Origin of the sequence: Streptomyces sp. NPDC079167 (assembly GCF_040686735.1) — a bacterium.
Classification (GTDB): domain Bacteria; phylum Actinomycetota; class Actinomycetes; order Streptomycetales; family Streptomycetaceae; genus Streptomyces.
In genome coordinates this window covers 96309-122465 of record NZ_JBFBLO010000005.1, presented here as the reverse complement: position 1 = coordinate 122465, position 26157 = coordinate 96309, and the positions used below count along the sequence as shown (strand labels likewise).

Genomic DNA, 26157 nt, shown 5'->3' with positions numbered 1-26157 from the left:
TCCCCCTTTGTACACGGCTTCCCGCGTCCTCGCCGCCCCGCCGTACGCGCGGGCGGGTGGATGGGACGGCACGGGTGGCGGTTACTGCAGGGCGCGCACCGCGGCGGCGAAGAGTACGGGCATCCGGTGGGCGGCGGGCACGATGAGCCCGGCGGTCCAGGGGTGTGCTGCGGCACCCAGCAGCGCCCCGGTGAGCAGGCGGTGCCGACGGGTCAGCCGTGCCCACTGCGCGGGGTACGCCTCGGGGCGGCCCGCGGCGAGGCAGTCGACGGCCGCCGAGGCCGTCGCCGCGGCCAGGGCGATCCCCTCTCCGGTGAGCGCGTCGACGTAACCCGCCGCGTCGCCGGCCAGCAGGACCCGGCCGGCCCTCGGTGCGCTCGCGCTCCGGCGCAGCGGGCCGGCGCCGCGTACGGGGCCCGCCTCCCGTCCGGCGAGCCTGCGGGCCAGGGCGGGGAAGGCGGAGAGGTGCTGCTCGTGGGAGCCCCGGTGGCGGCTCAGCACGGCGACGCCCACCAGCTCCTCCCCCACCGGGGTCACATAGGCCTCGCCGTGACGCGACCAGTGGACCTCCACGAGGTCCGTCCAGGGGGCGGTCCGGTAGTGCCGGCGCAGTCCGTATCTGCGGGGCGTGCCGCAGGGGCGTTCCAGGCCGAGCGCACGGCGCAGTGGTGAGTGCAGGCCGTCGGCGGCGATCAGCCAGCGGGCGGTCAGCCCCGCCGCCGTGACGCTGTCGGGGCCCTGGCGTACCTCCGTCACCCGGCCGGCGACGACACGTACACCGAGGTCCTGGGCGCGCCGGAGCAGCGCGGTGTGGAGTTCGGTGCGCCGGACGCCGAGCCCGGGGCCGCCCCGGAAGGCGGCCTCGGCCTGCCGGGGGCCTTCGACGTACCTGATCCCCCGGAGTTCGCAGCCGTCCGGCGTGACGCCCAGGGCGCGCAGGGCCGCCACTCCACTGGGCATGATGCCCTCGCCGCACGCCTTGTCCACGGGCAGGGGGCGGGGCTCGACCACGACGGCCTCCAGGCCGGCCGAGGCGGCCCGGATCGCCGCCGCGAGGCCGGCCGGCCCGCCGCCCGCCACCAGGATGTCGATCACGCGCGCGCGTCCGCTCCGACGAGGCGGGCCAGCGCGCCGTCCTCGCACCGGATGCGTACGGTCATGAGCGCCGCGTTCAGCACGGTGAACAGGACGGCGGTCACCCAGGCGCCGTGGACGAGCGGCAGGGCGGCCCCCTCGGCGGCGACCGCCACGTAGTTCGGATGGCGCAGCCACCGGTAGGGGCCGCCGGTCACCAGGGGCAGGCCGGGGACGACGATCACCCGGGTGTTCCAGCGGCGTCCCAGGGTGTGGACGCACCACCAGCGCAGTCCCTGCGCCAGGACCACGACCGCGACCATGGCCCAGCCGGCCCAGGGCACGAACGGGCGGCCGGCCAGCCATGTCTCGGCGAGACAGGCGGCGAGGAGCCCGGTGTGCAGGGCCACCATCACCGGGTAGTGTCCACGCCCGGCTTCGGTGCCGCCCTGCGCCAGGCTCCAGCGGGCGTTGCGCAGCGCCACCGCGAGTTCGGCCAGGCGTTCGGCGGCGACGGCCAGCACGAGGGCCGTGTACCAGATCATGTGTTCCTCCCCGTTACCAGCGCAGCAGCACCAGTTCGCAGCAGAAGCCGGGGCCCATGGCCATCAGCAGACCGGGTGTTCCGGGCTCGGGCCGGCGCTGTTCCATCGTGTCCCGCAGCACGTGCAGGACCGAGGACGAGGACAGGTTGCCGACCTCGGCCAGCGAACGCCAGGTGACGTCGAGGGCGCCGTCGGGGAGGGACAGGACGTCGGCGACGGCGTCCAGGACCTTCGGGCCGCCGGGGTGGCAGACCCAGCGGGCGACGTCCTTCGGTTTCAGCCCGTGCTCCTCCAGGAAGCCGCTGACGTCCTCGGCGAGATAGCGGCGTACGACGTCGGGGACGGCAGGGTCGAGAACCACCCTGAAGCCGGAACCGCGGATGTCCCAGCCCATGACGTGGCCGGTGTCCGGATACAGGCGGCTTCGGGTGTCCACCACCTCGGGGCCGTGCGCCGGCGTCCGGTGACCGTCGCCGACGAGGACCGCCGCCGCGGCGCCGTCGCCGAACAGCGCCGTGGCCACCAGGTTGGCGGGGCTCGCGTCGTCCCGCTGGAAGGTGAGGGAGCAGAGCTCGACCGAGAGCAGCACGGCCACCTGGCCCGGCCGGCCGTGCAGGTAGTCGTGCAGCCGCGCCACCCCGGCGGCTCCGGCGACGCAGCCCAGCCCGAAGACGGGCAGCCGCTTCACGTCGGGGCGAAGGCCGATCCGTCCGACGAGCCGTGCGTCGACGGAGGGGGCGGCGATCCCGGTGACCGAGGTGAACAGCAGCAGGTCCACGTCGGCGGGGCGCAGTCCGGCCTTGCGCAGCGCGCCTCGGACGGCTTCGGCCCCGAGGTCGACGGCCGCCGCGATGAACACGTCGTTGGCGGGCCCGAAGCCGTCCAGTCGGCCGTAGCGCTCCAGGGGCAGCACCGTGTTCCGGGTGCGCACGCCCGCGTTGGCGTGGATCCGGTCCAGCACCCGGCGGTCGGCGCCCGCGGGCAGGCAGGTGCGCGCCACCATGTCGGTGACGTCGCCCTGGGTGTGGCGGTGCGGCGGCAGGACTCCGTGCACGGCCGCGATCCGGGTCACCCCGGCCACCGCTTCGGAAGGGTCATGCCGCACATACTGCCCACAGAACGGGGCAAATCGGAGCACATGCGGCGCGCGGCTGCCGTGTCCGTACGTCCCGGTGTCCTTACGATCGCCCCGTGGACACCACGGACAGGACCCCGGCGTACGCGCCCTCCCTCCGGCTGTCCGGCCCGTGGTGGGGGCTCGCGCTGTCCTGCCATCCGGGTCCGGTGGCAGCGGTGACCGTGCTCGTCACCGCGCTGGCCGTCAGCTCGGGGCCGGGGAGCGGTCGTCGGTTGCTGGTCACCGCCGCCGTGCTGACCGGGCAGCTCTCCGTGGGGTGGTGCAACGACGCGTTCGACGCCCTGCGCGACGCCGAGGCCGCGCGGCCGGGCAAGCCGGTGGCCCGGGGCGCGGTGAGCCGGAGAACCGTGTGGGGTGCGGCGTTCACCTCGCTGTTCCTGTGCGCGGTGCTGTCGTTCGCGTGCGGCGGAGCGGCCGGGGCCGCACATCTGACGGGGGTCGCCGCGGCGTGGGCGTACAACCTGAGGCTCAAGGGGACGGTGATGTCCTGGCTGCCGTACGCGACCGGCTTCGGCGCCCTTCCGTGTCTGGTCACCCTGAGCCTGCCGGGGAGCCCCTGGCCCGCGTGGTGGGCGGTGACGGCGGGTGCGCTGCTCGGTGTCGCGGCCCATCTGGGCGACGTACTGCCGGACATCGAGGAGGATCTGCGGGCCGGGATCCGCGGTCTGCCCCAGCGGCTGGGCCCGGTCCGCACGCGGTTGCTGCTGCCCCTCCCGCTGGTGGCGGCCACCGCGGTGCTGGTCCTGGGTCCCGCGGGGGCACCGGGCGGGCGGGGTGTCGCCGTCCTCTCCGGTGTGGCTCTCTGCGCCGTGGCGGCGACGACGGCCTACGCGGGTCCTCGGCCGGCCGGGGCGTGGCGCAAGGCCGCGCTCGCGGGGACGGTGGCGGTGGCCGCGGCGGATGTGGCGCTGCTGCTCGCGCGGGGCACGGAACTCGCCTGACGGCCCGTACGGACGGGAAGCCGTCCGTACGGGCCGCGAGGCGCGTCACTGGCCGGCGAGACCGGTGTGCGCGATACCGCGCACGATCTGCCGCTGGAAGAAGGCGAAGACGATCAGGAGCGGCATCCCGGCGATCACGAGGGAGGCCATGATCTGGGCGTACCGGACCCCGAAGGACGACTGGACGTTGACGAGGCCGACGGGCAGGGTCATGCCGCCCGGGTCGGTGGTCACGAGGAACGGCCAGAGGAAGTTGTTCCAGGTGGAGATGAAGGTGAAGATCGCCACGGCCGCCAGCACGGGCCGGGACAGCGGGATGACGATCGTCCAGAACACCCGCCAGCGGCCGGCGCCGTCGCAGAAGGCGGCCTCCTCCAGTTCCCGGGGTACGCCCTCGAAGAACTTCACCAGGATGAACACCATGGCGGGCACGGCGACCTGGGGCAGGATCACACCCCAGTACGTGTCGACGAGGCCGAGCTGGACCATCTCGCGGAACAGGGGCGCGATGAGCACCTGCGGGGGCACCATGATGCCGGCCAGCACCAGCCCGTAGAGCAGCCGCCGGCCGCGGAAGTCGGTGCGGGTGAACCCGTAGGCGGCCATCGCGCACGTCACGACGGTCAGCAGCGTGGTCATCACGGAGATGTACGCCGAGTTCATGAGCCAGACCATCAGGTCGCCGGATTCCCAGACCTTGGTGTACGCGTCGAAGGTGACGCGCGAACCGATCCAGGAGAGCGGTGTCTTCGTCGTGTCGCCCTCCGGCTTCAGGGAGGTGGCGACGGCCCAGGCGAGCGGCAGGAGCCAGGCGGCGGTGAGGAGCAGGGCGATGACGAGGAGGACGATCCTGCCGGGCGTCCAGCGCGGGCGGCGGCCCCCGGCGTCGGCGGACCGCGCCCTGCGTGAGGCGGTGCGGGTGGTGACGGTGGTGGAACCGCTCACTTCGCGGCCTCCTCAGCTCGGCGCCGGGACAGCAGCGGCTGCACCAGGGAGACGGTCAGGATCAGGGCGAAGAAGATGTACGAGACGGCGGAGGCGTAGCCGATGCGGTAGCCGGTGAAGCCCTGCTGGTAGACGTACTGGAGGATCGGGCGGGTGGAGTCGTCGGGGCCGCCGCCGGTCATGATGTAGACCTGGTCGAAGATCTTCAGCGAGGCCAGTACCTGGAGGACCACGACCAGCCCGGTGGTGCGGCTGAGCATCGGCAGGGTGATGTGCAGGAGCCTCTTCCCCGCGCCGGCGCCGTCCAGTTCGGCGGCCTCGTAGAGGTGCGCCGGGATGGCCTGGAGGGCGGCGAGGTACAGCAGGAAGTTGAAGCCGACGGTCCACCAGACGGTGGTCGCCACGATGCTGAGCATGGCGTACCGCTCGTCGGTCAGCCATCCGATCTCCGGCGTCAGCCCGACGGCGGCGAGCATCTGGTCGGCGAGGCCGAAGTCCGACGGCAGGATCATGTTCAGGAAGAGCAGGCAGACGACCCCGGACGGCAGCAGGAACGGCGCGAACCAGCTGAGCCGCCACAGCCACTGGACGACCCGCAACTGGTGGGCGAGCAGGGCGAGCACGAGGCCGACGACGACGAGGGGGACGGTGGACAGGACCGTGAACCAGACAGTGTTCCAGAGCGAGGACCACACCTCGGGGTCTCGCACGGCCTCGGCGTAGTTGTCGAGGCCGACGAACTCGCCTCCCGTTCCGGTGATGTTCTCGCTGGTGAGGCTCATGTGCAGGCCGGATATCAGCGGCCAGATCAGGAAGCCCGTGTACACGAGAAGGAAGGGCGCGACGAACACCAGGCCGTGTTCGGTCCACTTCCTCCGCACGGCGCGGGCCGGGCGGCCGGCCGCGCCCTCGGCGGGCTTCGCCACGGGTGCCGGCGCCGCGGCGGTGGTGGAGGTCATGACGCGGCTCCCGGGAGGGGGTTTCGGGTGTCGAGGAGTGTCCGCAGCCGGGCCTTGGCCTCGGTCAGGGCGTTGCGCGGGCTCCTGGAGCCGGTGAGGACCCCGGAGAACACGGCTCCGAGCTCGATCCACAGCCGGGAGGCGGAGCCGGCGAACCACGCGGGTTCGTCCAGCGCCACGTCGTCGATCACGGTGCGGTACTCGGACTGCGGCTTCAGGGCGAGGTAGGCCGGATCGTCGAGCACCGGCAGATAGGCGGGCACGTGGCCGCCCTCGGCCCAGGCCACGGAGTGCTTCAGCATCCAGGCGACGAGCGTGTGGGCCGCCTCGTTCGGGGCTCCCCCGCGGTCCGCCTGGTGCGGCAGGACGAAGGCGTGGCAGTCGGCCTGCGTGGCCGCGGTCCCGAAGAGGGCGGGGACGCGGGTCATGGAGAACGGGAGCCCGGTGTTCTTGAAGGTGGTGATCTCCCATTCGCCGTTGAGGTGGAAGGCGGTCTTCCCGCCGCTGAAGACGCCGACGGACCCCGCGTAGTCGACGCGGCGCACCATGAGCCCCTCCTCGACGAGCCGGGCCAGGTACTCCAGCACCCGCAGCGCCTTGGCGTCGTCGAGCGCGAGGCGCTTGCCGTCCGCGGAGAGCACCGTGCCGCCGGTCTGCGCGTAGAAGCTGGAGAAGAGGCGCCAGGGCGTGATGCAGTCGGGGCCGAGCGTCTCGGTCACCAGGCCCGCCTGGCCGGTCGTCTTCTTCGCGGCGCGCAGTGCGTCGGCGAAGTCGTCGGCGCCGCTGATCGGCTTGAGCCGGCCGCCCGACATGAGTCCGGCCTTCTCGCAGATCTCGGTCTGGTAGTAGAGGACGAAGGGGTGGGTGTCGAGCGGGACGGCGTACTGCTTGCCGCCCACCTGGCCCCGGCGCCAGATGTCCGGCGGGAAGTCCTCCTCCCGTATGCCGTGTTCGGCCAGCAGGCCGAGGTCGAACGGGTCGAGGAGCCGGCCGGGGGCGAAGCCCGCCAGCCGGGCGAGGTGCAGGGCGGCGAGCTCGGGGGCCCGTCCTCCCGCACCGGCCATGCCGAGCTTGGTGTAGTACGGGGCGCCCCACTGCAGGGTCGAGGCCTCCAGGGCGATCTCCGGGTGACCGGACCGGAAGTCGTCCAGCATTCCCTGCATGTTGACGCCGTCGCCGCCGCCGAACAGGTGCCAGTACCGCAGCAGGGTCTGTCCCGGACCCGCGGCGGTCGCCGGTGCGGCGCAGCCGGACAGGGAGCCCAGGGCTCCGGCGGCGGCCAGGGCGCCGGCACCGCCCGCGAGGGCTCGGCGCCGGCTGAGGAGGGGTGGTTGCATGGCGGCTCGTCTCGGCTCGTCTCTGAGGTGCGGGGACGTGTGAAGGGAGGCTCCACGTTCGATATTTCGACGTGTGACCGCTACTTCGGACGGGACCGTAGGCCCGGGAAAACGGCGCGTCAATGACTCGCGCTGAAATTGCGAACGATGTTCGACATCACGAACGATTTCCTCTCCCCCAGCCGTCGGACCGGCTGCCGGGAACGCCTGTGCGCAGGTGTACACGAGGAGATGTCGCGGGGATGCGCACACATTTCTTACTGGGGGGTAGGCCCACCCGGCCGCCTTGCTATACCTTCCGTCTAACAAGGAGGACGGAAGGCCGTCCGGCCGGGGCCGACGCCGGTCCCTTGCCCCCGGCTGCCGCCGTCTCCGGTCGGCGGTCCGACATATGACGGTCCGTCACCGCATCGCACATGTGACAGCACCAAGGAACATCACTGACGAACCGAGGAGCCGCACCATGGCAAGCAGCACCGTCCGGCCGGATGCCGAGGACCGGCCGCCCGAGGACCACCTCACCCGACGCCTGCTCGAATCGGCGGCCACGCTGGCGTACGACCCCGCCACGGAGGTCGACTGGGAGACACCGCTGGACAAGGACTTCCACGGCGCGAGCCCGGAGTGGAGCACGCTGTACGGCACCGCGTACTGGAGCGAGCTGACCGAGGACCAGCGCAAGGAACTGACGCGCCAGGAGGCCGCCTCGGTGGCCAGCACCGGCATCTGGTTCGAGATGATCCTCCAGCAGATGGTCCTGCGGGACGTCTACGCCAAGGACCCGACGAGCGCGGACGTGCAGTGGGCGCTGACCGAGATAGCCGAGGAGTGCCGGCACTCGATCATGTTCGCCCGCGGTGCGCAGAAGCTGGGCGCCCCGCCCTACCGGCCGCACCGGCTCGCGGTGGAGCTCGGGCGGGCGTTCAAGACCCTCGCGTTCGGTGAGGCGGCGTACGCCGCGATCCTCGTCGCCGAGGAGGTCCTCGACGTCATGCAGCGCGACTGGATGCGTGACGAGCGGGTCGTGCCCTTCGTCCGCACCATCAACAACATCCATGTCGTCGAGGAGTCCCGGCACATGAAGTTCGCCCGCGCGGAGACCCGCAAGCACCTCAGCGGCGCGGGCCCGGTGCGACGGCGGATCAACGCACTTGTCATCGCCATCGCGTCGTACGTGATCGTCACCAGCATGGTGAACAAGGACGTATACGCCAACGCCGGGCTCGACGGCAGGCGCGCCCTCGGCGAGGCGAAGGCCAACGAGCACCACAAGTCGATGATGCGATCGAGCTGTTCGGGCCTCATGGAGTTCCTGGCTTCGGCCCGGCTGCTCACCAAGCCCGCCCTGGCGTTCTATAAGCGTGCCCATCTGATCTGAGCGGACGAGATGACCTACGCCATCACCCAGACGTGCTGCGGCGACGCCACCTGTATCTCGGTGTGTCCCGTGAACTGCATCCACCCGACCCCGGAGGAACCGGACTTCGGCCGGACGGAGATGCTGTACATCGACCCGAAGTCCTGCATCGACTGCGGTGCCTGCGCCGACGCGTGCCCGGTGGAGGCCGTCTTCCCGGTGGACAGCCTCCCCTCCTCGCAGCAGGAGTACGGTCCGCTCAACGCGGCGTACTTCGCGGACCGGGAGCCCGCACCGGCTCCCGGGGGGCCGAACTTCCACGTGTGGGGGGAGCCGTCCTTCGAGCGCAGCCTGCCGTCGGACTTCGGACCGCTCAGGGTCGCGGTCGTGGGCACGGGACCGGCCGGGATGTACGCCGCCGAGGACCTGCTCCTGCACACGGGCGCCGAGGTGACGCTGATCGACCGGCTGCCGGTCGCGGGCGGGCTCATCCGCTACGGTGTGGCGCCCGACCACCTGTCCACGAAGAAGGCCGGGGACACCTTCGCCCGGTTCCACACGCATCCGAGGGTGCGCATGTGCCTCGGCCTGGAGGTGGGCAGGGACATCACCCCGGAGGAGCTCGCCGCACACCACGACGCGGTGATCTACGCCGTCGGGGCGCCGGCCGGCCGCCGGCTCGGGATACCCGGCGAGGATCTGGCCGGCAGCATCTGCGCGACGACGTTCGTCTCCTGGTACAACGCCCACCCCGAGGTCGCCCCGGACGCCGTGGACCTGTCCGCGGAGCGGGTCGTCGTGGTCGGCAACGGGAACGTGGCACTCGACGCCGCGCGGATCCTGGTCTCGGACCCCGAGGCACTGGCGGCCGGGGACATCGCCGGACACGCGCTGGAGGCCCTGCGCGCGGGCTCCGTGCGTGAGGTGGTGCTGCTCGGGCGGCGGGGGCCCGAGGACGCGGCGTACACCAGGTCGGAGCTGCTCGCGCTCAAGCACCTGCCCGGTGTGGAGCTGGTGGTCGACGGCCACGACCCGAGGACCGGTACGGCGATCGACGCGGCGGAGCCGGGTGAGCGGGCCTCGCTGCTGGCGGATGTCGCCCGCGAGGAGGTGGACTGGTCGCGCCCGCCGCCTGCGGGGCGCCGTATCGTGTTCCGCTTCCACTCCGCGCCGGTGGAGGCGGTCGGTGACGGCAAGGTCCGCGTGGTGCGGGTGAGCGGCGGCGACGACGGCCGGGAGATACCGGCCGGGCTGCTGCTGCGGGCCGTGGGTCAGCGTGGACTGCCGGTCGCCGGGCTGCCGTTCGACGAGGCGACGGGCACCGTGCCGCACGAGGGCGGCCGGGTGACGGGCCGGCCGGGGACGTACGTCGTGGGATGGATCAAGCGCGGCCCCTCGGGCGGCATCGGGGCCAACCGCACCTGCGCCGCCGAGACCGTGGGCACCCTGCTCGACGATGCCGTCGGCGGCTCCCTGCCCACGCCGACGCAGGGAGAGAAGGCGTTCCGGCGCCTCGTGCGGCGCCGTAACCGACGGATCGTGGACGCCCGCGGGCTGGCGGAGATCGAGCGCGCCGAGCGCGCCCTGGGACGACGCGACGGCCGCCCCCGGGTCAAGCTGGCAACGCTGCCGGAGCTCGTGGCGGCGGCGCGGGGCGGCCGGCGGCGGATCCCCGGCTGAACGCCCGTCCGGGCCCGCCGGCTTCACCGGCGGGCCGGGCGGACGTGGGACCGTACCCCTCAGAGGGGCGCGCCGACCCCTCCGACCGCGTCGTGGGGCCGGCCGGGCGCGTCCCTCTGCCCGCGCTCCACGACCGAGTCGAGAATCTCGCCCACCCTGATCGCGGTGTTCGACAGCAGGGACGACGTGATGCCGTGGGTGTGCTCCGTGCCGCCCTGCAGATAGACGCCGCACCGCAGTGCGGGATCGGTCGCCACGCGGTAGTCGCGCTCGACACGGACACGTCCCTGGCCGTCGAGCAGGCAGTGCTCCGCGATGTCGCCGAGCAGGCCGAGCGCGTCGGCGGGCAGATAGCCGGTGGCGTAGACGACCACATCGGCGTCCAGGGTCGTACGTTCGCCGGTGACCAGCGATTCGACCGTGGTGCGGACCGTGTCGGGGGTCTCGACGGCGTCGACGACCCGGGAGACGTTGAGGAAGCGCAGCCGTTCGGTCCCGAGGACCTTCTCCTGGTACGCGGTGCGGTAGAGGTCGTCGATGAGGTCGATGTCCACCACGGCGTAGTTGGTGTTGCCGTGGTAGCCCATCAGCCTGCGTTTGGTCTCGTCCGGGGCGGTGAAGTACTCGTCGACCGCGTCCGGGTCGAAGATCCGGTTGGCGAAGCCGCTGTCGTCGGCGGGGCTGTAGCCGTAGCGCGAGAAGACCGCGCAGACCTCGGCCTGCGGGAAACGGCGGTGCAGATAGGCCACGTTCTCGGCCGCACTCTGGCCCGCCCCGACGACGACGAAGCGGGACGGCGGTTCGGCCCCGTCCAGGCCGTCCACCCGGGCCAGCAGGTCGGAGGTGTGCCAGATGCGGTCCGTGCGCTTGATCCCGTCGGGCATCTGCGGCCGCAGGCCCGTGCCGATCACAAGGTTCCGCGCCCGGTGGACCACGGTCTCCGATCCCGACCGGGAGGTCACGTCCACGTACTCCACGACCCCGTCGTGCACGACGGGCCGGACATCGATGACCTCGTGTCCGTAGGACACCATGTCGTCCACCTGGGCGGCGGCCCATTCGAAGTAGGCGTGGAACTCGACCCGCAGCGGGAAGAGGCTCTTGCCGTTCACGAAGTCGACCAGACGCCCCTGGCTCTGCAGGTAGCAGAGGAAGCTGAACTCGCTCGACGGGTTCCGCAGCGTCACCAGGTCCTTGAGGAAGGACACCTGCATCGTGGCGTCGTCGATCAGCATCCCGCGGTGCCAGCCGAACCGCGGCTGCTTCTCGAAGAAGTGAGCGGTGACGGCCTGCTGCCTGCCGACGCGTTGGTTGCGCTCCGTGAGCGCTATCGCCATGGCCACATTGGACGGTCCGAAGCCGATTCCTATGAGGTCGTGGACCGGTGGTGCGTCGTCGGGTGAAGCCTGTGACATGTCACTCCCATCGTGCGGGGGCAGCCGCTTTGGCGGACGTGGGGAAAGCGGAACAGAGCACACCGGCTGAGCGGCAGCCGGAATGAAACTTAGGTAAAGCTAACCTCATCATCGCACGCTGTCGACAGGGCGATCCGCATGAAGTCCGGAGGGGTGGCTGTCAACTCACCCCGCGATGACAGGCATTGCATGCTTAGGTTAGGCTTGCTTTACTAAGCTTCATCGTCATTCCGAGGAGGAACCTGTGCGGGTCGTCATGTTCGGTTATCAGACCTGGGGACACCGGACCCTGCGAGCACTCCTGGACTCCGCACACGACGTGGTGCTGGTGGTGACGCACCCCAGGAGCGAGCACGCGTACGAGAAGATCTGGAGCGACTCGGTCGCCGACCTCGCGGAGGAGAACGGCGTGCCCGTCCTGATCCGCAACCGGCCCGACGACGAGGAGCTGTTCACCCGTCTCAAGGAGGCGGAGCCGGACATCATCGTGGCCAACAACTGGCGTACGTGGATCCCCCCGCACATCTACGGGCTCCCCCGGCACGGCACCCTCAACGTGCACGATTCGCTGCTGCCGAAGTACGCGGGCTTCTCGCCCCTCATCTGGGCGCTGATCAACGGTGAGCGCGAGGTGGGCGTGACCGCGCACATGATGGACCCCGAGCTCGACGCCGGCGACATCGTGGTGCAGCGCGCCGTGGAGGTCGGACCCTCCGACACGGCGACGGACCTGTTCCACAGGACCGTGGAACTCATCGCCCCCGTCACCACGGAGGCACTCGACCTCATCGCGTCCGGACGTACGGACTTCACCCCGCAGGACCGGTCCCTGGCGAGCTTCTTCCACAAGCGCGCCGAGGAGGACATCCGCATCGACTGGAACTGGCCGGCCGAGGACCTGGAGCGTCTCGTGCGCGCGCAGTCCGCGCCGTACCCCAGCGCGTTCACCCACCACAAGGGCAGGCGTCTGGAGATCGTGACGGCGGTCGTGTCCGAGGGGCGCTACGGCGGCACACCGGGCAGGATCTTCTACCGCGAGGGCGACGGAGTGGTGATCGTCGCCGGGGCGGACGCCCGGACCGGCCGCAACCGCGGTCTGGCCGTCACCCGGGTGCGTACGGAGGACGGCCAGGAGCTGCCCGCGGCCGAGTACTTCACGTCGATGGGCGGCTACCTCACCGGCCGGCCCTGACCTCCGGCCTGCCGGCCGTCACCATGTGAGGAAGAACCATGCACGAGCCGAGAGTGCCGGGGGCAGCGAACGGTCCCCGGACCGCGGGAGCGACGCCGGCGAGCGTGCTGAGCCTCAACGCCTATCTCATGTACGCGGCGGGCAAGGCCGCACGCCGCAGGCTCACCGGCACGCTGACGGCGCACGGGCTGCGGCTGTGGCATCTGACCGTCCTGGCCATGCTGGACGAGACCGGCCCGTTGTCCAAGGGCGATCTCGCTTCGCGACTGGACATGAACCAGAGCGATCTGACCAGGACCGTCACGGACCTGGAGGCGGCCGGCTACGTCGTGTGCGCCCGCGGTTCCTCGGACCGCCGCCGGATCGAGGTCGCCCTGACAGCGGCGGGCGGATGCGCGCTGGCACGGCTCGACGCCGAGGTGTCCGCCACCGAGGCGGACCTGCTCGCCCCGCTGGGCCCCGGGGAACGCGAGCTGTTCGCCTCGCTGCTGCACCGCGTCCACGCGCACCTGGAACGGGGCCGGGCGGCCGACGGCCTCACGGCCACCGGCGCCGGACCGCGGGAACCGGGGGAGGACGTCCCCCGGTGAACACCCCGCGCGACGCGTCCCTCAGGCTCCGGCCGTCGACTGTGCCTCGGCCGCCGCGCGGTAGAGGCGTCGCAGCCGTACCACGCCGAGGTCGTGCTGGTAGAGGTTCTCCTGCTGGTCGGCGTCCGTCGGCATGGCCTCCAGCATGACGCGGTCCTGTTCCAGGACGTCCCAGTGGCGCTGTTCGATCAGCGTCCGGTAGAGGAAGCGCCAGGAGGCGCGCTGCCAGTCCTCGACCCGGCGGTAGCGCCAGAAGAAGACACCGCTGCGGCGCTCGTCCACCGGGCAGACCATGCCGACGATGCCGAACGGGCCACCGGGGCCGGCGGACGGCGGGTACGGGATCGAGAGGTCGACCCAGTCCACCCCGGTCCGGCAGAGCTCCACCCAGTCGAAGTTGACGCCGCGCTGGTCGGTCTTCTCGAAGAAGTAGCCGCGGTCGGTCTCCCGGATGCGGAACTTGGCCGTCGTGTCGCCGTCGAACATGGTGTGCGAGTCGTGGTGCAGGAAAGCGCCGTGCATGGGGTCCAGCAGGTTCTCCACGTCGTAGCGCCAGGGCGAGTTCCACTCCGCATAACAGAGGAACGCGTCCACTCCGGAGTCGGTCAGCGGCTCCGGAAGGGTCAGCTCGACGGGCTCGGGGTGTTCCTCGTCCCCGAAGTAGGCGAGGATCGCGCCCGCGACCTCGCGCACCGGCAGCGAGGTCACCAGCTTCTTGCCCTCCAGGCTGCAGCCCGGCAGCCCCGGGACCGAGGAGACGGTGCCGTCGGACTCGACCTCGACTCCGTGGTACCAGCAGGCGACCCGGTCACCGAGGTGCTTGCCGAGCGAGAGCGGTGCACCACGGTGGGGGCAGCGGTCGGCGAGCATCGACAGGGCGCCGTCGGAGCGCCGGAACAGCAGCCACTGCTCGCCGAGCACGGTCACCTTGCGCATCGCCCCGGGGGCCACGAAGTGCGAGGGGACGACCGGGTGCCACTGGTTGCGCAGACCGGTGGCGTAGATGTGGTCCGCGGTGGCGGAGGACGACAGCGTCATGGTCAGGCTCCCAGTCGGTTCATCTCGGCGCGGAAGGATTCCTCGGTCCACGGGGCGCCGTCGGCGGAGTGGACCTGGCGGGCGTTGAGCCCGCGCACGACGTCGGCGAGCTCGTGGCCCTCGCGGGTGTAGACCTCTTCGAGGGTGGCGGCGAGCTTGTACTCGTACGGGGTCGGCTCGTGCGTACGGGACTGGTGGACTTCCAGGTAGGGCCAGGTGTCGGTCACGGTGTCTCCTGTGGGTGCGGGGAAGGTGTCAGAGGTCGAGGACGAGCCGGCCGGAGGCGCACCGCGAGACGCAGATCATCATCGTGGTGTTCGCGGCCCGTTCGGCCTCGCTGAGCAGGAAGTCGCGGTGGTCGGGGATCCCTTCGAGCACACGGGTCTCGCAGGAACCGCAGATGCCGTCGCGGCACGAGTTGTTCACCGTGAGTCCGGCGCTCTCGGCGGCCTCCAGGACGGAGGTCCCGGCACCGACGGTGAGCGTCGTCCCCGAGGTACGACACTCGACCTCGAAGGCCTCGTCGTCACCGGTGCGTTCCACCGTCGGCGCGGCGAACCGCTCCAGGCGCAACCGGTCCGCGGGGCAGCGCTGTTCGACGGCCGCGAGCAGGGGTTCGGGGCCGCAGGAGTACACCAGGGTGCCCTCGGGCAGTCCGGCGAGCGCGGAGTCCAGGTCGATGTGCCCCTGCTCGTCCTGCGGGACGAGCGTGACGTCGCCGCCCAGTGCGTCGAGTTCGCCGGTGAACGCCATGGAGGCCCTGCTCCTGCCGCCGTACACCATGCGCCACCGGGCTCCCCTGCGGGCGGCCTCCCGGGCCATCGCCAGCAGTGGAGTGATGCCGATCCCGCCGGCGACGAACACGTAGGAGTCAACGTCTTCCAACGCGAAGTGGTTACGCGGCTCGGAGACCGTGATCTCCTGGCCCGGCCGCAGCTGGGTGTGCACGAAACGTGAACCGCCCCGCGAGGCGGGCTCGTTGAGTACGCCGATGCGGTAGACGTCCTGGGTGTGCGGGTCGCCGCACAGGCTGTACTGGCGGACCTGGCCGCCGGCGTGGACGTCGAGGTGCGCGCCGGGGGTCCAGGCGGGCAGGGGTTTGCCGTCGGGATGGGTCAGTTCGACGGACAGGACGCCCTCGGCCTCCCAGGTCATACGACGGACGGTCAGCCGCAGCGAATCCTCGCTCATGGTCTGTTGCCTCCTTGCCGGCGGTTCGGTCGGCCGGGCTACTGGCCCGGGATCCTGACGGGCGGGGTGAACGGGTTCTTCATCGGGCCGAGGGCGTCGAGGTCGACCTCGACGAGCGTGGGGCCTTCCGAGGCGATGGCTTCACCGAGCACCGGGCCCGCGTGCTCCTCGGCGGAGATGCGGGCGTACGGCAGGCCGCAGGCGCGGGCCAGGAGCTCGAAGTCGGGGGTGGTGAGGTCGACTCCCGAGCGGCGCTCGCTGTGGTGGTCCTGCATGTTGCGCAGAACTCCGTAACCGCCGTCGTTGAAGACGATCAGCGTCAGACGGGGCCGTTCCTGGGCGAGGGTGAGGAGTTCGCCCAGGTGGACGGCGAGTCCGCCGTCGCCCGCGATCACGACGGTGGGCGTGCCGGGCCGCGCGAGCGCCGCGCCGATGCCCATGCCCAGTCCCTGGCCGATGCCTCCGCCGCGCGGGAAGACGTTGTCCTTCGGGTCGTACATCTCCAGGAGCCGGTTGCCCCAGCTGCTGGAGGGGATGGTGACGTCGCGGGCGACGACAGCCTCGCGGGGAAGCGCGGCGCGGATGGCGTCGCAGATCGCTGCCTGCGGTCCGATGGTGTCGTGCAGGATCGCGCGCACCTCGGTGCGTACTGCTCCGACGCGGTCCGTCCAGCCGGGCTCGGCGGTCACGGCGTGCGGCAGCAGGGCTGTCAGGGCGTCCGCCGCGTCCCCGTGGAGCGGGTGGGTGACCGGATGGACCCTGCCGAGGGCAGCGGCGTCGACGTCGATCTGGATGTGGGCCCCGGGGAGTTCCAGGGTGTAGTCGGCGGTCTCGTTCGACCGGAAGTGCGTGCCGACGGTCAGGAGGACGTCCGCGTCCTCGAGAAGGGCGCGCACCGCCGGTGTGGTGGCGAAGTTCCCGATGACCTGCGGGTGGTCCTCGGGGACGCTGCCCCGGCCGGAGTTCGAGGTGATCAGTCCGGCGCCGGTCGCCTCCAGCAGCCGGGCCAGCTCGCCGCGGGCCGTGTTCGCTCCGCCGCCGGTCCAGACGAGCGGGCGGCGGGCGGAGGCCAGAAGGGCTCCCGCGGCGGCGAGTTCGTCCTTCGCGGCGGCCACCGGGGCGCTCTCGGCGTGTTCGGCGGGTTCGTCGGTCTGGGCGGCGTACTGGAGGTCGATCGGCCACTCCACGCTCGCGGGGCCGCCGGGCGCGGTCAGCGCCGCGCGGGCCGCCTCGCGCAGGATCCGGCCCGCCCGCACGGCGTCCGGGACGCTCGCGGCGTACGCGGAGACGGCCTGGAGCATGCCGAGCTGGTCCTTGGTCTCATGGATGAATCCCCGCCCGCTGCCCAGGAACTCGCTCTCCACCTGACCCGTGACGTGCAGCACGGAGCTGCCCGCGCTGAGCGCCTCGATCAGCGATCCGGCGGCGTTGCCCGCGCCGGTTCCGGTGGAGGTCAGGGCGCATCCGAGGGAGCCCCGGGCCCGGCCGTAGGCGTCGGCGGCGTTGACGGCCGATGCCTCGTGCCGCACGGGCACGAAGCGCAGCTCGCGGTCGACGGCTTCGACGAGCGGCAGGTTGTGGACGCTGACGATGCCGAAGACGGTGTCGATGCCGAGTTCGCGCAGGACGGTGACGAGAAGATCGCCTCCGTTGTCGTGACGCATGGTGGTCTCCTCAGAGGATGGAGCGGCCGACGCCGCCGCAGACGTCGATGCTGGTGCCGGTGATGTAGGAGGCGCGGGGCGAGAGCAGGGCGACGACCGCGTACGCGACCTCCTCGGCCCGGCCGAGGCGGCCCAGCGCGATGCCCCGGTCCTCGGCGAGTTCCGTCTGCCATTCCTCGTAGGAGAGGCCGGAGTCAGAGGCCGTGTGGCGGCGGGTCCACTGGCCGGTGTCGACGAGCCCGAGGCAGACGGAGTTGACCCGGATGCCGTCGCGTGCGAGCTCGACGGAGAGGGACTTGGAGAGGTTGAGGATGCCGGCGCGTGCCGCGCTCGTCGTGATCAGGCGGGTCTCGGGCTGTTTGGCCAGGACCGCGTTGATGTTGACGACGCTCGCCGCGCCGGATGCGGCGAGGTGCGGGCGCGCGGCCTGCAGGGGGTTCAGCACCCCGGCGAACTTCAGCTCCAGCTCGTCGCGCCAGTCCTCGGCGGTGGAGTCGTCGAGCCCCTTCATACGGGACTGTCCGGCGTTGTTGACCAGTCCGTCGATCCCGCCGAACTCCTCGGCGGCGCGGCGGACGAAGCCGCGGACCGCGTCGGCGTCCCGTACGTCGCAGACGCCGGTCAGCAGGCGGTCCCTCCCGGCGCCCAGGCCGGCTGCCGCCTCGGCGAGCCGGCCGGCGTCGCGGCCGCAGGTGGCGACGCGGGCGCCCTCGTCGAGCAGGGCGCGGACCGTGGCCAGGCCGACGCCCGAGCTGCCGCCGGTGACCACGATGGTGCGGTCGGCGAGGCCCAGATCCATAACTCGTGTCTCCTGGGTTTCAGTTCATGGTGAAGCCGCCGTTGACGGCGATCACCTGTCCGGTCAGATAGCGGGATTCCTCGCCGAGCAGGAAGGAGACGATCCCGGTGAGGTCGTCCGGCTGCTGCGGGCGGGAGATGGCCCGGTTCATGCGGTAGAGGTCGTGCCGTTCGGCGGGCACGGTCTCGGTCGCCTCGCACTCGGTGAGGCCGGGGGCCACCGCGTTGACGGTGATCCCCTTCTCGCCCAGCTCGCGTGCCATGGCACGGGTCAGCGCGATGACGGCGCCCTTGGAGGCGATGTAGTGCGCGAGCCGCGGGGAGCCGTACAGGGCGGCGTCCGAGGCGAGGTTGACGATCCGGCCCGGCTGCGTGAACAGCGGGTACAGGGCCTTCGACACCAGCCAGGGGCTGCGGGCGTTGACCGCCATCAGCCGGTCCCACACCTCGACGTCGATGTCCTGGAACTCCTTGCCGCCCACCCCGTTGGCGAGCGCGGCGTTGTTGACCAGGCCGTAGAGCGAGCCCAGTTCGCGCACGGCGTCGGCGAGCGCCTCCACCGAGGCGGGGTCGGCGACGTCACAGCGTACGAAGTGGGCGTCGATGCCCTCCGCGCGGAGTTCCGCCGTGGCGTGCTCGCCCCGCTCGCGTTCCAGTTCGGCGAGGACGACGCGGAAGCCGTCGGTGCCCGCCCGGCGGGCCATGGCCAGTCCGAGGCCACGGCCCGCTCCGGTGACGACGACGGTGCGCCGGCCTGCCGGGGGCTGGTCAGCCACGGGTCACGCCGTGCATCGGCGAGTACTCGGGGTAGGTCGGGACCTGCGGCTTCTGTGTGCCGATGACGACGCAGAACAGCGCGTCGGTGTCGCCCTCGTTCTTCAGGGACCGGGTCACACCGGCGGGGACGACGATCATGTCGCGGTAGCCCAGGGTGCGGTACTCGGCCTCGTCGGCGCCGCGGTGGATGCCGACCTTGACCTCGCCCTCAAGGACGAAGAAGGCCTCCTCGACGTCGTGGTGGGTGTGGGCCGGTCCCTCGGCGCCGGGCGGCAGCAGCATGTTGGAGAAGGTGAAGCCGCCGGAGGGGAGGATCCGGCTGTCGCTCTCGTGGTTGCCGGTGGCGCCGGAGCCGACGTAGCGGATCTGACCGCGGCGGAACTGCGGGCCGGCCTTCTCCTGGAAGGACAGGGTGTCGAAGTCGGCGACCCGGGATGCCTTGGTGGCGATGAGGGAGTCGGTGTACGCGGAGAGGTCGTCGCCGTTGTCGTACGCGTCGGTGGTCAGGGGCATGGTGGTGGCTCCTATTCGGGGATTGCCGCGGTGATGCGGAGGTGGGAGAGCACCCAGGCGTCGAAGTGGCCCGGCTGCTCCTGGTTGGCCAGGTGACCGGCGTCCTTGACGATCACGTAGGCGGTCCTGTGGATGGCCCCGGCGACGGCCTGGCTCGCCTCCGTGCCGGTGACCCGGTCCTGTTCGCCGCAGAGCACGAGGGTGGGGGCGGCGATCGAAGGGAGCTCGGCGCGCAGGTCCGCGGAGGCCATGGATTCGGCGGCGTAGGCGTACCCCGGCAGGCGTACCGAGTCGGCCATGGTGTCGACGACGCGGCGCACCAGCTCGTCGGGCGCGCCGGACGACACGAGCCGTGGGCCACGGGCTTCGGCGAAGGCGCGGGGGCCCAGCTCGGCGAGGTCGGCGGCCCTGGCGCGCATGCCGGCGGCCTTGGCCTCGTCGGTGCCCGAACCGGGGCTCGAGTCGGCGATGATCAGTGAGGCGACGAGCTCCGGGTGGCGGGTCGCCAGGCGCAGCGCGATCACCCCGCCCCAGGAGACGCCGAGGACGTGGGCGCTGGCGGCTCGCTCCCGGATGAGGGCGGCCGCCGCGTCGGCGTAGTCGTCGAGGCCCATCGGCCCGGTGGGATCGGGTGATCTGGCGTAACCGGGGGCGTCCCAGGCCACGACCCGGACGTACGCGGAGAGTTCGGCGAGCTGGGGGGCGAAGGCGGCCGAGGACGAGCCGATGCCGTGCAGGCACAGCAGCAGCGGTCCGTGGTCGCCCGCCTCCTCGACGTGGACGTGGGCGGCGGTGGCGGCGGCGGCGCTCACAGGATCTGCCCGGTCCGGCCGGCGAGGGCGGCGAGGCTGCGGAGCACGGCGTACGGCACCACCTGGCTGGTGGCGGGGTTGACGGGGTCGGGCAGGTGCGCCACCTCGAAGCGGTAGGTGCCGTGTCCGCCGGACGCCTCGATCACATGCCGCGTGTGGGACGCCGCCGGGTCGGCGACGACCTGGACCCGCACAGCGTCCAGGTCGCCGACGGCCAGCGCGACCGAGGCGGCCACGTTCGTCGACTTGGGGAATTTCACGGGGACGTCGCGGGCGGTGCCGGACATGACCTCGACCGGGCCCGTGGCCGTCCGCATGCGTCCCAGCAGCTCCTCGTCCATCCAGGGCTGTTCGAGGGTGGACGGCAGCTTGGTGGTGGTCAGCCGCACCTCGTCGAGTGGGCCGAGGGCGCGTACCGCCTGGAGCAGGTCGAGCCCGCCGACCGCGCCACCCGTGAAGTACACCCGGCCGGGGCCGGCCGCCAGCAGCCGTTTCGCCAGCTCGTCGTCGGTGAGCGCGCCGGTGGAGGCGATCAGCAGATCGGTGCCGGATTCCAGGACCCGCTCGCCCCATTCGCGTACGACGCCCTGGCCCGCGGCCTCGACGACGAGGTCGCAGGCCTCCATGGCCTCCTCGAAGGTGGCCTGGCGCACGGGGGCGGCCTCGCCGAGCGGGCGGTTGTCGACGACGCAGACCAGCTCGGCGCCGGTCACGCGGCCTTCGGCGAGCGCGGTGCCGACGACGCGGCCGATGGCGCCCCAGCCGACGACGGCTACCTTGCGTACGGTGCTCATGCGGTGGCCTCCTGGGCGTCTACGGGCACCAGCGGGCCGGCGCCCTGGGTGCCGGGGGTGGCGAGCGGGCCGGGGTCCGGGGAGCCGGCCATGCTGCAGCGGATCTCCTTCGACGGCGCGCCGGCCGTCCCCCACAGGTCGGAGAGCTCGGGGACCCGCCGCCACACCCGGGCGATCCAGGCGTCCTCGACGATCTGGGCGACCTCGGAGGTGTATTCGCAGACCAGCCCGGAAGGGTCGGTGAAGTAGGAGAAGGTGTTGTTCCCCGGACCGTGCCGGCCGGGGCCCCACCGGGGGGTGATGCCGTGGTGGCGCAGCCGTCCGAGACCCCGCATGAAGTGGTCGACGGAGGTCATCTCGTAGGCCACGTGGTTGAGCGAGGTCCACTCCGCCTGGTTGAAGGCGATGCAGTGGTGATCGCTGTTGCAGCGGAGGAACGCCATCTGGTGCTCGGACCAGTCGGAGACGCGCAGCCCGAGCACGTCGCAGTAGAAGGCGACCGCGGCGTCGATGTCGGTGGTGTTGAGCACGGCGTGCGTCACCCCGACGGGAACGGCGCCGTCCCTGCCGCGCGGTACGACGGCGTCGACCTGGGCGCTGATCTCGATGAGCCGGCCCTCGGGGTCGGTGAAGCGCAGTCCGTAGCCGCCGCCGGCCTGGTCCAGCGGGCCGGGTCCGGTGACGGGCACCAGGGAGCGTGCTTCGAGGCGGCGCGCCGCCTCGTCGACCTCGGCGGGTGTGGCGACGGCGAAGGCGATCCTGCCGAGGCCGACCCGGTCCCGCTCGGTCAGGTGCAGGACGTGGTGCTCGTCGCTCGTGCCCCGGAGCCAGCGGGCGCCGGTGTCTGACTCGACGGTTTCGAGGCCCCAGACGTCCTCGTAGAAGTCGGCGGCCTCGGTGAAGGCCGGGGTGTGCAGCTCGACGTAGCGGAGCGAGCGGAGCCGGGCGATCGGACCGGGCGGTATGGGGTGCATGGGGTCCCTCCAGGACTGGCAGGTGTGCCGGGTCAGTTGGCCCACGGAAGCGGGTGGTCCGAGATGCCCCAGTACAGGGACTTCTGGCGCTGGTAGGCGCGGATCGCGTCGCGGCCCTTCTCCGTGCCGAGGCCGCTGTCCTTCCACCCGCTGAAGGGGGTGGAGGCGCTGAACTGTTTGTAGGTGTTGATCCAGACGGTTCCGGCCTCGATCCGGCGCGCCAGCGCCCCGGCGGCGCGCAGGTCGCGGGTCCAGATGCCGCAGGCCAGGCCGTAGACGGAGTCGTTGGCCTGGCGGACCAGGTCGTCCTCGTCGTCGTAGGGCAGGGCGACGAGGACCGGGCCGAAGATCTCCTCCTGGCAGGTGCGGGAGGTGTTCGGGAGACCGTCGAGGACGGTGGGCAGGTAGTACGCCCCGTCCTCGTACAGCTGTCCCTCGGGCGCCGATCCGCCGCACAGTACGCGGGCACCTTCGGACCTCGCGAGGTCGACGTAGGCGGCGACGGAGTCGCGGTGGCGGTGGTGCACCAGGGGGCCGACCTGGGTGGCCGGGTCGGTGCCGGGGCCGACCCGCAGTTTCCGTACGCGTTCGACGAGTTGGCCGACGAAGGAGTCGTAGATCTCGCGCGCCACGAAGAGCCGGGATCCGGCGATGCAGGACTGACCGCTGGACGAGAAGATCCCGAACAGCACGCCGGCCAGGGCCTGTTCGATGTCGGCGTCGGCGCGCACGATCGTCGGCGACTTGCCGCCCAGCTCCAGTGAGGCGGGGATCAGCTTCCGGGCGGCGGTCTCGGCGATGGACCGCCCGGTCTCCGTGCCCCCGGTGAATCCGATGCGGCCGACGAGGGGGTGGCGCACGAGGGCGTCACCGACCACCCGGCCGCTGCCGGGCAGCACGGAGAGCAGTGCGGCCGGCAGCCGGAACTCGTCGAGCGCCTGGAAGACGATCCGTCCGAGTGCCAGGGAGACCAGAGGGGTCCAGGCGGCGGGCTTGAGGATCACTGCGTTGCCGGCGGCGAGAGCGGGGGCGATCTTCTGGGCGTCGCTGGCGACCGGGGAGTTCCAGGGGTTGATCGCGCCGACGACGCCGATGGGCTCGTGCGTGCTCACCGTGACGTACGGGCCCCGGGACGGGGTCACCGACTCCTCGGCCGTCTCCAGGACGGCCGCCATGTAGCGGAACGTGCCTGCCGCGCTGAGCGCGAGTGCCCTGGTCTCGGTGAGGGTCTTGCCGGTGTCGGCGGTCTGCAGGGCGGACAGCTCGTCGGCGGCGCGCTCGGTGAGCTCGCCGATCCGGTGCAGCAGCCGGGCCCGCTCATGGGCGGGCAGGTCGCGCCAGGCCGGCTCCGCCACGGCGTGCGCCGCGGCTTCGGCCGCTTCGGCGACCTCGTCCGCCGAGGCGGAGTGGACGGTGGCGAGGACCCGGCCGGTCGCCGGGTCGACCGTGTCGACGGGCTCGCCCGCACCGCGCCGCCACTGGCCCGCGATCAGGATGTGGGTGGGGAACTGCAGCACGGCTGGACCTCCGGACGAGGCGGAAAGTGGGTGGACTCCGGGTGCGGACAGGCTCGTTGGGTTACCGCCACCGGACTGCCGAAGTGCTAGAAATCTAAGCGCTTAAGTTTCTCCGCACAAGACCCCGAGGTGAAATCGTTGCCCGAACGGTCTTGAGCACCACTTCCGCGCGATCGATGATGGTGACCGAGTCGCGGAGAACAAGGTTCCTAAGCTCTTAACTATTGACCCCTTAGGTATGGCCCCCTACTGTCTCCGCAACTCATCTGCCCGCGGAAGGACCCCCTCCATGACGACTGTGGCCGGCAAGCCCGCTCTCGGCTCGATCGCCGCGAGACTCGAACGACTGCCGCACTCGCGCTGGCACATCAAGGTCCGGTTCCTGATCGGCGCCGTCACCTTCTTCGAGGCGTTCGACCAGCTGCTGGCCGCGTCCGCGCTCCCCGTCCTGATGAAGGAGTGGAACCTGTCCACCGGCCAGGCCACCTTCGCCGTCACCTCCGCCTCCATCGGCATGCTGCTCGGCGCCCTCGCGGCGGGCTGGCTGGGCGACCGCATCGGACGTGTGCGCACCGTCGCCCTGGGAGTCGGGGTCACGGGCCTCGCCAGCCTCGCCGTGGCCTTCTCCGGCAGCATCGAGACGTTCTCGCTCTTCCGCTTCCTCCAGGGCCTCGGCATCGGCGGCGTCGTACCGGTCGCGGCGACGTACATCAACGAGATCGCCCGGTCCGACAAGCGGGGCCGCTTCGTCCTGCTGTACGAGATGATCTTCCCGGCCGGACTGGCGGCCGCCACCCTGCTCGCCGTCTGGGTGGTCCCGGCCTTCGGCTGGCGCGCGATGTTCCTCGTGGGCGCGCTCCCCGTGGTGATCGCCGCGATGCTGCCGCGCCACGTCGAGGAGTCCCCGCGCTGGCTGCTCTCCCGTGGACGTACGGCCGAGGCCGAGGCCGCGATCGCGCGGATCGAGGCGGAGGTCGCCCGCGCGACCTCCGAGGAGCTCCCCGCACCGGTTCCGTCCGTGGACACGCCGGACGAGCCCAAGGGCACCCTCATGGACCTGTTCCGTGGACGCTATCTGCGGCGTACGGCGGTCCTGTCGGGGCTGTGGTTCGTGGCGTACTACGTGAACCACGGCATCTCCACCTGGCTGCCCTCCCTCTACACGAAGGAGTTCGGCCTGGACCTCACCACGGCGCTCGTCTACACCCTGGTCAGCAACGTCACGGGCCTGCTGGGCACCTTCGTCGTGGCCATGCTGATCGACCGCATCGGCCGCAGGCCCGCCCTGGTCGGCGCCTTCGTCGGCACCGTGCTCTCCCTCGCCGTACTGGCGCTCGCCGGCGCGACCTCGGGAGGCCAGGTGGCCCTCTTCGCCTCCTGTACGACCTTCTTCCTGTACGCGATCAACGCGGGGCTCTACCTCTACTCCCCCGAGCTGTACCCCACGTCCAACCGGGCCAGGGGTGCGGCGTTCGGCGGCCTGTGGAACCGGTGCGGCGTCATCCTCGGCCCGGTGGCCGTCGGCGCGGTCATCGGCGCGGGCGGCGGCCTGGGGCTGGTCTTCGCCCAGCTCGCCGTCGTGGGCGCGGTGGGCGCCGTGATCGCCTGGTTCGCGGTCGAGACCAAGGGCAGGACGCTGGAGGAACTCAACGCCTGATCACACCGGTTCGGGGCCGGTGGCCGGGAGCAGCGCTCACTGCTCCGGGCCACCGGCCCCGAGCGTGTGCGCCAGGGTCCCCAGGAGGGCCGTGAGCCGCCGGCGTTCCGCGTGTCCCAGGCCGGCCAGCAGCGCCCGCTCCTGCTCGGACCGCACGTCCGACACCCGCCCGGTCAGTTCGAGGCCCTCGGGGGTGAGACACAGCCAGACGATCCTGCGGTCTCCGGTGTCCCGCTCCCGGCGGATCAGTCCGGCCTCCACCAGCCGGTCCGCCTGCTGCGTGAGCCCGCCCGCCCGGGCTGAGCCGGCCGCCGCCACCTCACCGGTCGTCAGCCGGTACGGGGCACCCGCCTCGCGCAGCGTGGCCAGGACGTCGTAGGCGGGCAGGCTGATGCCGTACGCGCGCACCGCCCTGCCGACGACGAGCTGGTGGCGCGCGGCGCAGTCGTTGAGCAGGGCGAACAAGGAGGCCGTGCCCGGAGTGGTCCCCGGTTCCTCCGGGGCGGCAGGGCCGGCCTCCCCCGGGCCGGGGGCTTCCCGGTCCGGGCCTTTCGTCTCCGCCCCGGCCGTCCCCGCGGCGGCCGGACCCCCGGCGTCGCCGAACGCCGTGGCGAGTACGTCCGTCAGCGCCGGGGCGAGCTCCGAGGCCGGCACAGACGCTGCCGGTTCGTGCGCGAAGACATAGCGCTCCATGATGACGCCGAAGAGCACGCTGCGGATCACCGCGGTACGCACATCGGCCTCGTCGGTCGTGCCGAGGACCTCGGCGAGCGGCTCCCCCACCTGCGTGTCGAGAATCGTACGCAGCAGTTCGGCGCTCGGCGGGTGACTGACCGCCGAGCGGATCAGCGCCGGCCAGGGGTCGTCTGCGGGCAGTCGGTCCCACCGGTCGAGATAGGCACGGGCGAGGACGCCCGGAAGGTCCCCCGCCTCACCGCCGGTCGCCGCGAGTACGTCGCGGCTGACGCCGGCCCCGCTGCCCACGGCCTCCCGGAAGAGGCCGTCCTTGGTCCCGAAGTACGCCATCACGAGGCCGGGCGTCACCCCCGCCTCGGCCGCGATGGCGCGCACCCCGACGCCTTTGAAGCCGTGCGCGCCGAAGAGACGGCGTGCCGCGTCGAGGACCGCGCGGCGATTGCCTTCCGGGTCGTGCGAACCGGGGCGGCGTGGCGGCGCCGGTTCCGGAGCGGGGGCACCCACGCCGTCGCCCGGCCGTCGTCGCGGGCTCATGCTCTTGCTCTCTGGATCC

General features: G+C 71.9%; 25 protein-coding genes. 6 read left to right on the top strand and 19 right to left on the bottom strand.

The annotated features are described in order from the left end of the window. Nucleotides 1-81: 81 nt before the first annotated feature. The 3 genes from AB0P41_RS12520 to AB0P41_RS12510 are packed head-to-tail and all read right to left on the bottom strand — an operon-like array spanning nt 82 to nt 2691. Nucleotides 82-1095, bottom strand: a complete 1014-nt coding sequence (locus tag AB0P41_RS12520; protein ID WP_365931723.1) for an FAD-dependent monooxygenase — start codon at nt 1093-1095, stop codon at nt 82-84. Next, a complete protein-coding gene (locus AB0P41_RS12515; RefSeq protein WP_365931722.1) occupies nt 1092-1619 on the bottom strand; it encodes an isoprenylcysteine carboxyl methyltransferase family protein in 528 nt (175 codons plus the stop codon). The genes AB0P41_RS12520 and AB0P41_RS12515 overlap by 4 nt, the downstream gene beginning before the upstream one ends. Nucleotides 1620-1632: 13 nt before the next feature. Next, on the bottom strand, nt 1633-2691 hold the full coding sequence (locus tag AB0P41_RS12510; protein ID WP_365931719.1) for a 3-oxoacyl-[acyl-carrier-protein] synthase III C-terminal domain-containing protein: 1059 nt from the start codon (nt 2689-2691) through the stop codon (nt 1633-1635). Nucleotides 2692-2810: 119 nt separating this feature from the next. Between AB0P41_RS12510 and AB0P41_RS12505 the strand changes: the two genes are divergently transcribed. Next, nucleotides 2811-3698 carry a UbiA family prenyltransferase gene (locus tag AB0P41_RS12505; protein ID WP_365931717.1) on the top strand — a complete coding sequence of 296 codons (888 nt, stop codon included), beginning with the start codon at nt 2811-2813 and terminating at the stop codon, nt 3696-3698. A gap of 45 nt (nt 3699-3743) precedes the next feature. Here the strand turns inward: AB0P41_RS12505 and AB0P41_RS12500 are convergent, their stop codons facing one another. Genes AB0P41_RS12500 through AB0P41_RS12490 form a run of 3 tightly spaced genes read right to left on the bottom strand, consistent with a single transcriptional unit; the run spans nt 3744 to nt 6939 of the window. Beyond that, nucleotides 3744-4643: a carbohydrate ABC transporter permease gene (locus AB0P41_RS12500; RefSeq protein WP_356707119.1), complete on the bottom strand. Its 900-nt coding sequence runs from the start codon at nt 4641-4643 to the stop codon at nt 3744-3746. Then, nucleotides 4640-5602 carry a sugar ABC transporter permease gene (locus tag AB0P41_RS12495; RefSeq protein ID WP_356707120.1) on the bottom strand — a complete coding sequence of 321 codons (963 nt, stop codon included), beginning with the start codon at nt 5600-5602 and terminating at the stop codon, nt 4640-4642. The genes AB0P41_RS12500 and AB0P41_RS12495 overlap by 4 nt, the downstream gene beginning before the upstream one ends. Beyond that, nucleotides 5599-6939, bottom strand: coding sequence for an extracellular solute-binding protein (locus AB0P41_RS12490; protein WP_365931714.1), 1341 nt, complete (start codon nt 6937-6939; stop codon nt 5599-5601). Before AB0P41_RS12490 ends, AB0P41_RS12495 begins: the two co-directional genes overlap by 4 nt. Nucleotides 6940-7402: 463 nt before the next feature. Between AB0P41_RS12490 and AB0P41_RS12485 the strand changes: the two genes are divergently transcribed. Both AB0P41_RS12485 and AB0P41_RS12480 read left to right on the top strand, forming a co-directional pair. Then, complete coding sequence (locus AB0P41_RS12485) at nt 7403-8317, top strand: diiron oxygenase (RefSeq protein ID WP_356707122.1); 915 nt, start codon at nt 7403-7405, stop codon at nt 8315-8317. A gap of 9 nt (nt 8318-8326) precedes the next feature. Further along, nucleotides 8327-9976 carry an FAD-dependent oxidoreductase gene (locus AB0P41_RS12480; protein WP_365931711.1) on the top strand — a complete coding sequence of 550 codons (1650 nt, stop codon included), beginning with the start codon at nt 8327-8329 and terminating at the stop codon, nt 9974-9976. Nucleotides 9977-10035: 59 nt separating this feature from the next. Here the strand turns inward: AB0P41_RS12480 and AB0P41_RS12475 are convergent, their stop codons facing one another. Then, entirely contained in the window at nt 10036-11391 is a 1356-nt protein-coding gene (locus AB0P41_RS12475) for a SidA/IucD/PvdA family monooxygenase (RefSeq protein ID WP_356707124.1), read from the bottom strand. 244 nt (nt 11392-11635) lie between these two features. Here AB0P41_RS12475 and AB0P41_RS12470 point away from each other — a divergent pair, with 244 nt between their 5' ends. Both AB0P41_RS12470 and AB0P41_RS12465 read left to right on the top strand, forming a co-directional pair. Continuing rightward, nucleotides 11636-12583 (top strand): methionyl-tRNA formyltransferase, encoded by a 948-nt coding sequence (locus tag AB0P41_RS12470; RefSeq protein ID WP_365931709.1) that lies wholly within the window; start codon nt 11636-11638, stop codon nt 12581-12583. 38 nt (nt 12584-12621) lie between these two features. Continuing rightward, nucleotides 12622-13173, top strand: coding sequence for a MarR family winged helix-turn-helix transcriptional regulator (locus AB0P41_RS12465; RefSeq protein WP_365931706.1), 552 nt, complete (start codon nt 12622-12624; stop codon nt 13171-13173). A 21-nt stretch (nt 13174-13194) separates the two neighbouring features. Here AB0P41_RS12465 and AB0P41_RS12460 read toward each other — a convergent pair whose 3' ends face one another. The 11 genes from AB0P41_RS12460 to AB0P41_RS12410 are packed head-to-tail and all read right to left on the bottom strand — an operon-like array spanning nt 13195 to nt 23251. Next, a complete protein-coding gene (locus tag AB0P41_RS12460) occupies nt 13195-14211 on the bottom strand; it encodes an aromatic ring-hydroxylating dioxygenase subunit alpha (RefSeq protein WP_356707127.1) in 1017 nt (338 codons plus the stop codon). 2 nt (nt 14212-14213) lie between these two features. Then, complete coding sequence (locus tag AB0P41_RS12455) at nt 14214-14438, bottom strand: recombinase-like helix-turn-helix domain-containing protein (RefSeq protein WP_356707128.1); 225 nt, start codon at nt 14436-14438, stop codon at nt 14214-14216. 28 nt (nt 14439-14466) lie between these two features. Then, nucleotides 14467-15402, bottom strand: coding sequence for a PDR/VanB family oxidoreductase (locus AB0P41_RS12450; RefSeq protein ID WP_356707129.1), 936 nt, complete (start codon nt 15400-15402; stop codon nt 14467-14469). A 38-nt stretch (nt 15403-15440) separates the two neighbouring features. Further along, nucleotides 15441-17066: a thiamine pyrophosphate-binding protein gene (locus tag AB0P41_RS12445; RefSeq protein WP_356707130.1), complete on the bottom strand. Its 1626-nt coding sequence runs from the start codon at nt 17064-17066 to the stop codon at nt 15441-15443. 10 nt (nt 17067-17076) lie between these two features. Continuing rightward, a complete protein-coding gene (locus AB0P41_RS12440) occupies nt 17077-17865 on the bottom strand; it encodes an SDR family oxidoreductase (protein ID WP_365931702.1) in 789 nt (262 codons plus the stop codon). A 19-nt stretch (nt 17866-17884) separates the two neighbouring features. Further along, a complete protein-coding gene (locus tag AB0P41_RS12435; RefSeq protein ID WP_365931700.1) occupies nt 17885-18640 on the bottom strand; it encodes an SDR family oxidoreductase in 756 nt (251 codons plus the stop codon). Then, nucleotides 18633-19154 (bottom strand): cupin domain-containing protein, encoded by a 522-nt coding sequence (locus AB0P41_RS12430; RefSeq protein ID WP_073749699.1) that lies wholly within the window; start codon nt 19152-19154, stop codon nt 18633-18635. The genes AB0P41_RS12435 and AB0P41_RS12430 overlap by 8 nt, the downstream gene beginning before the upstream one ends. Nucleotides 19155-19165: 11 nt before the next feature. Then, entirely contained in the window at nt 19166-19966 is an 801-nt protein-coding gene (locus AB0P41_RS12425) for an alpha/beta fold hydrolase (protein ID WP_365931698.1), read from the bottom strand. Further along, nucleotides 19963-20760: an aspartate dehydrogenase domain-containing protein gene (locus tag AB0P41_RS12420; protein WP_356707134.1), complete on the bottom strand. Its 798-nt coding sequence runs from the start codon at nt 20758-20760 to the stop codon at nt 19963-19965. Before AB0P41_RS12420 ends, AB0P41_RS12425 begins: the two co-directional genes overlap by 4 nt. Then, nucleotides 20757-21734 (bottom strand): VOC family protein, encoded by a 978-nt coding sequence (locus AB0P41_RS12415; protein WP_365931696.1) that lies wholly within the window; start codon nt 21732-21734, stop codon nt 20757-20759. The genes AB0P41_RS12420 and AB0P41_RS12415 overlap by 4 nt, the downstream gene beginning before the upstream one ends. Before the next feature lie 32 nt (nt 21735-21766). Further along, on the bottom strand, nt 21767-23251 hold the full coding sequence (locus AB0P41_RS12410) for an aldehyde dehydrogenase (protein WP_365931694.1): 1485 nt from the start codon (nt 23249-23251) through the stop codon (nt 21767-21769). A gap of 289 nt (nt 23252-23540) precedes the next feature. On the opposite strand from AB0P41_RS12410, the gene AB0P41_RS12405 reads away from it, so the two are divergent. Then, a complete protein-coding gene (locus AB0P41_RS12405) occupies nt 23541-24908 on the top strand; it encodes an MFS transporter (RefSeq protein ID WP_365931692.1) in 1368 nt (455 codons plus the stop codon). A gap of 36 nt (nt 24909-24944) precedes the next feature. On the opposite strand, the gene AB0P41_RS12400 is transcribed toward AB0P41_RS12405, so the two are convergent. Then, entirely contained in the window at nt 24945-26138 is a 1194-nt protein-coding gene (locus AB0P41_RS12400) for a TetR family transcriptional regulator (RefSeq protein WP_365931691.1), read from the bottom strand. Nucleotides 26139-26157: the final 19 nt, after the last annotated feature.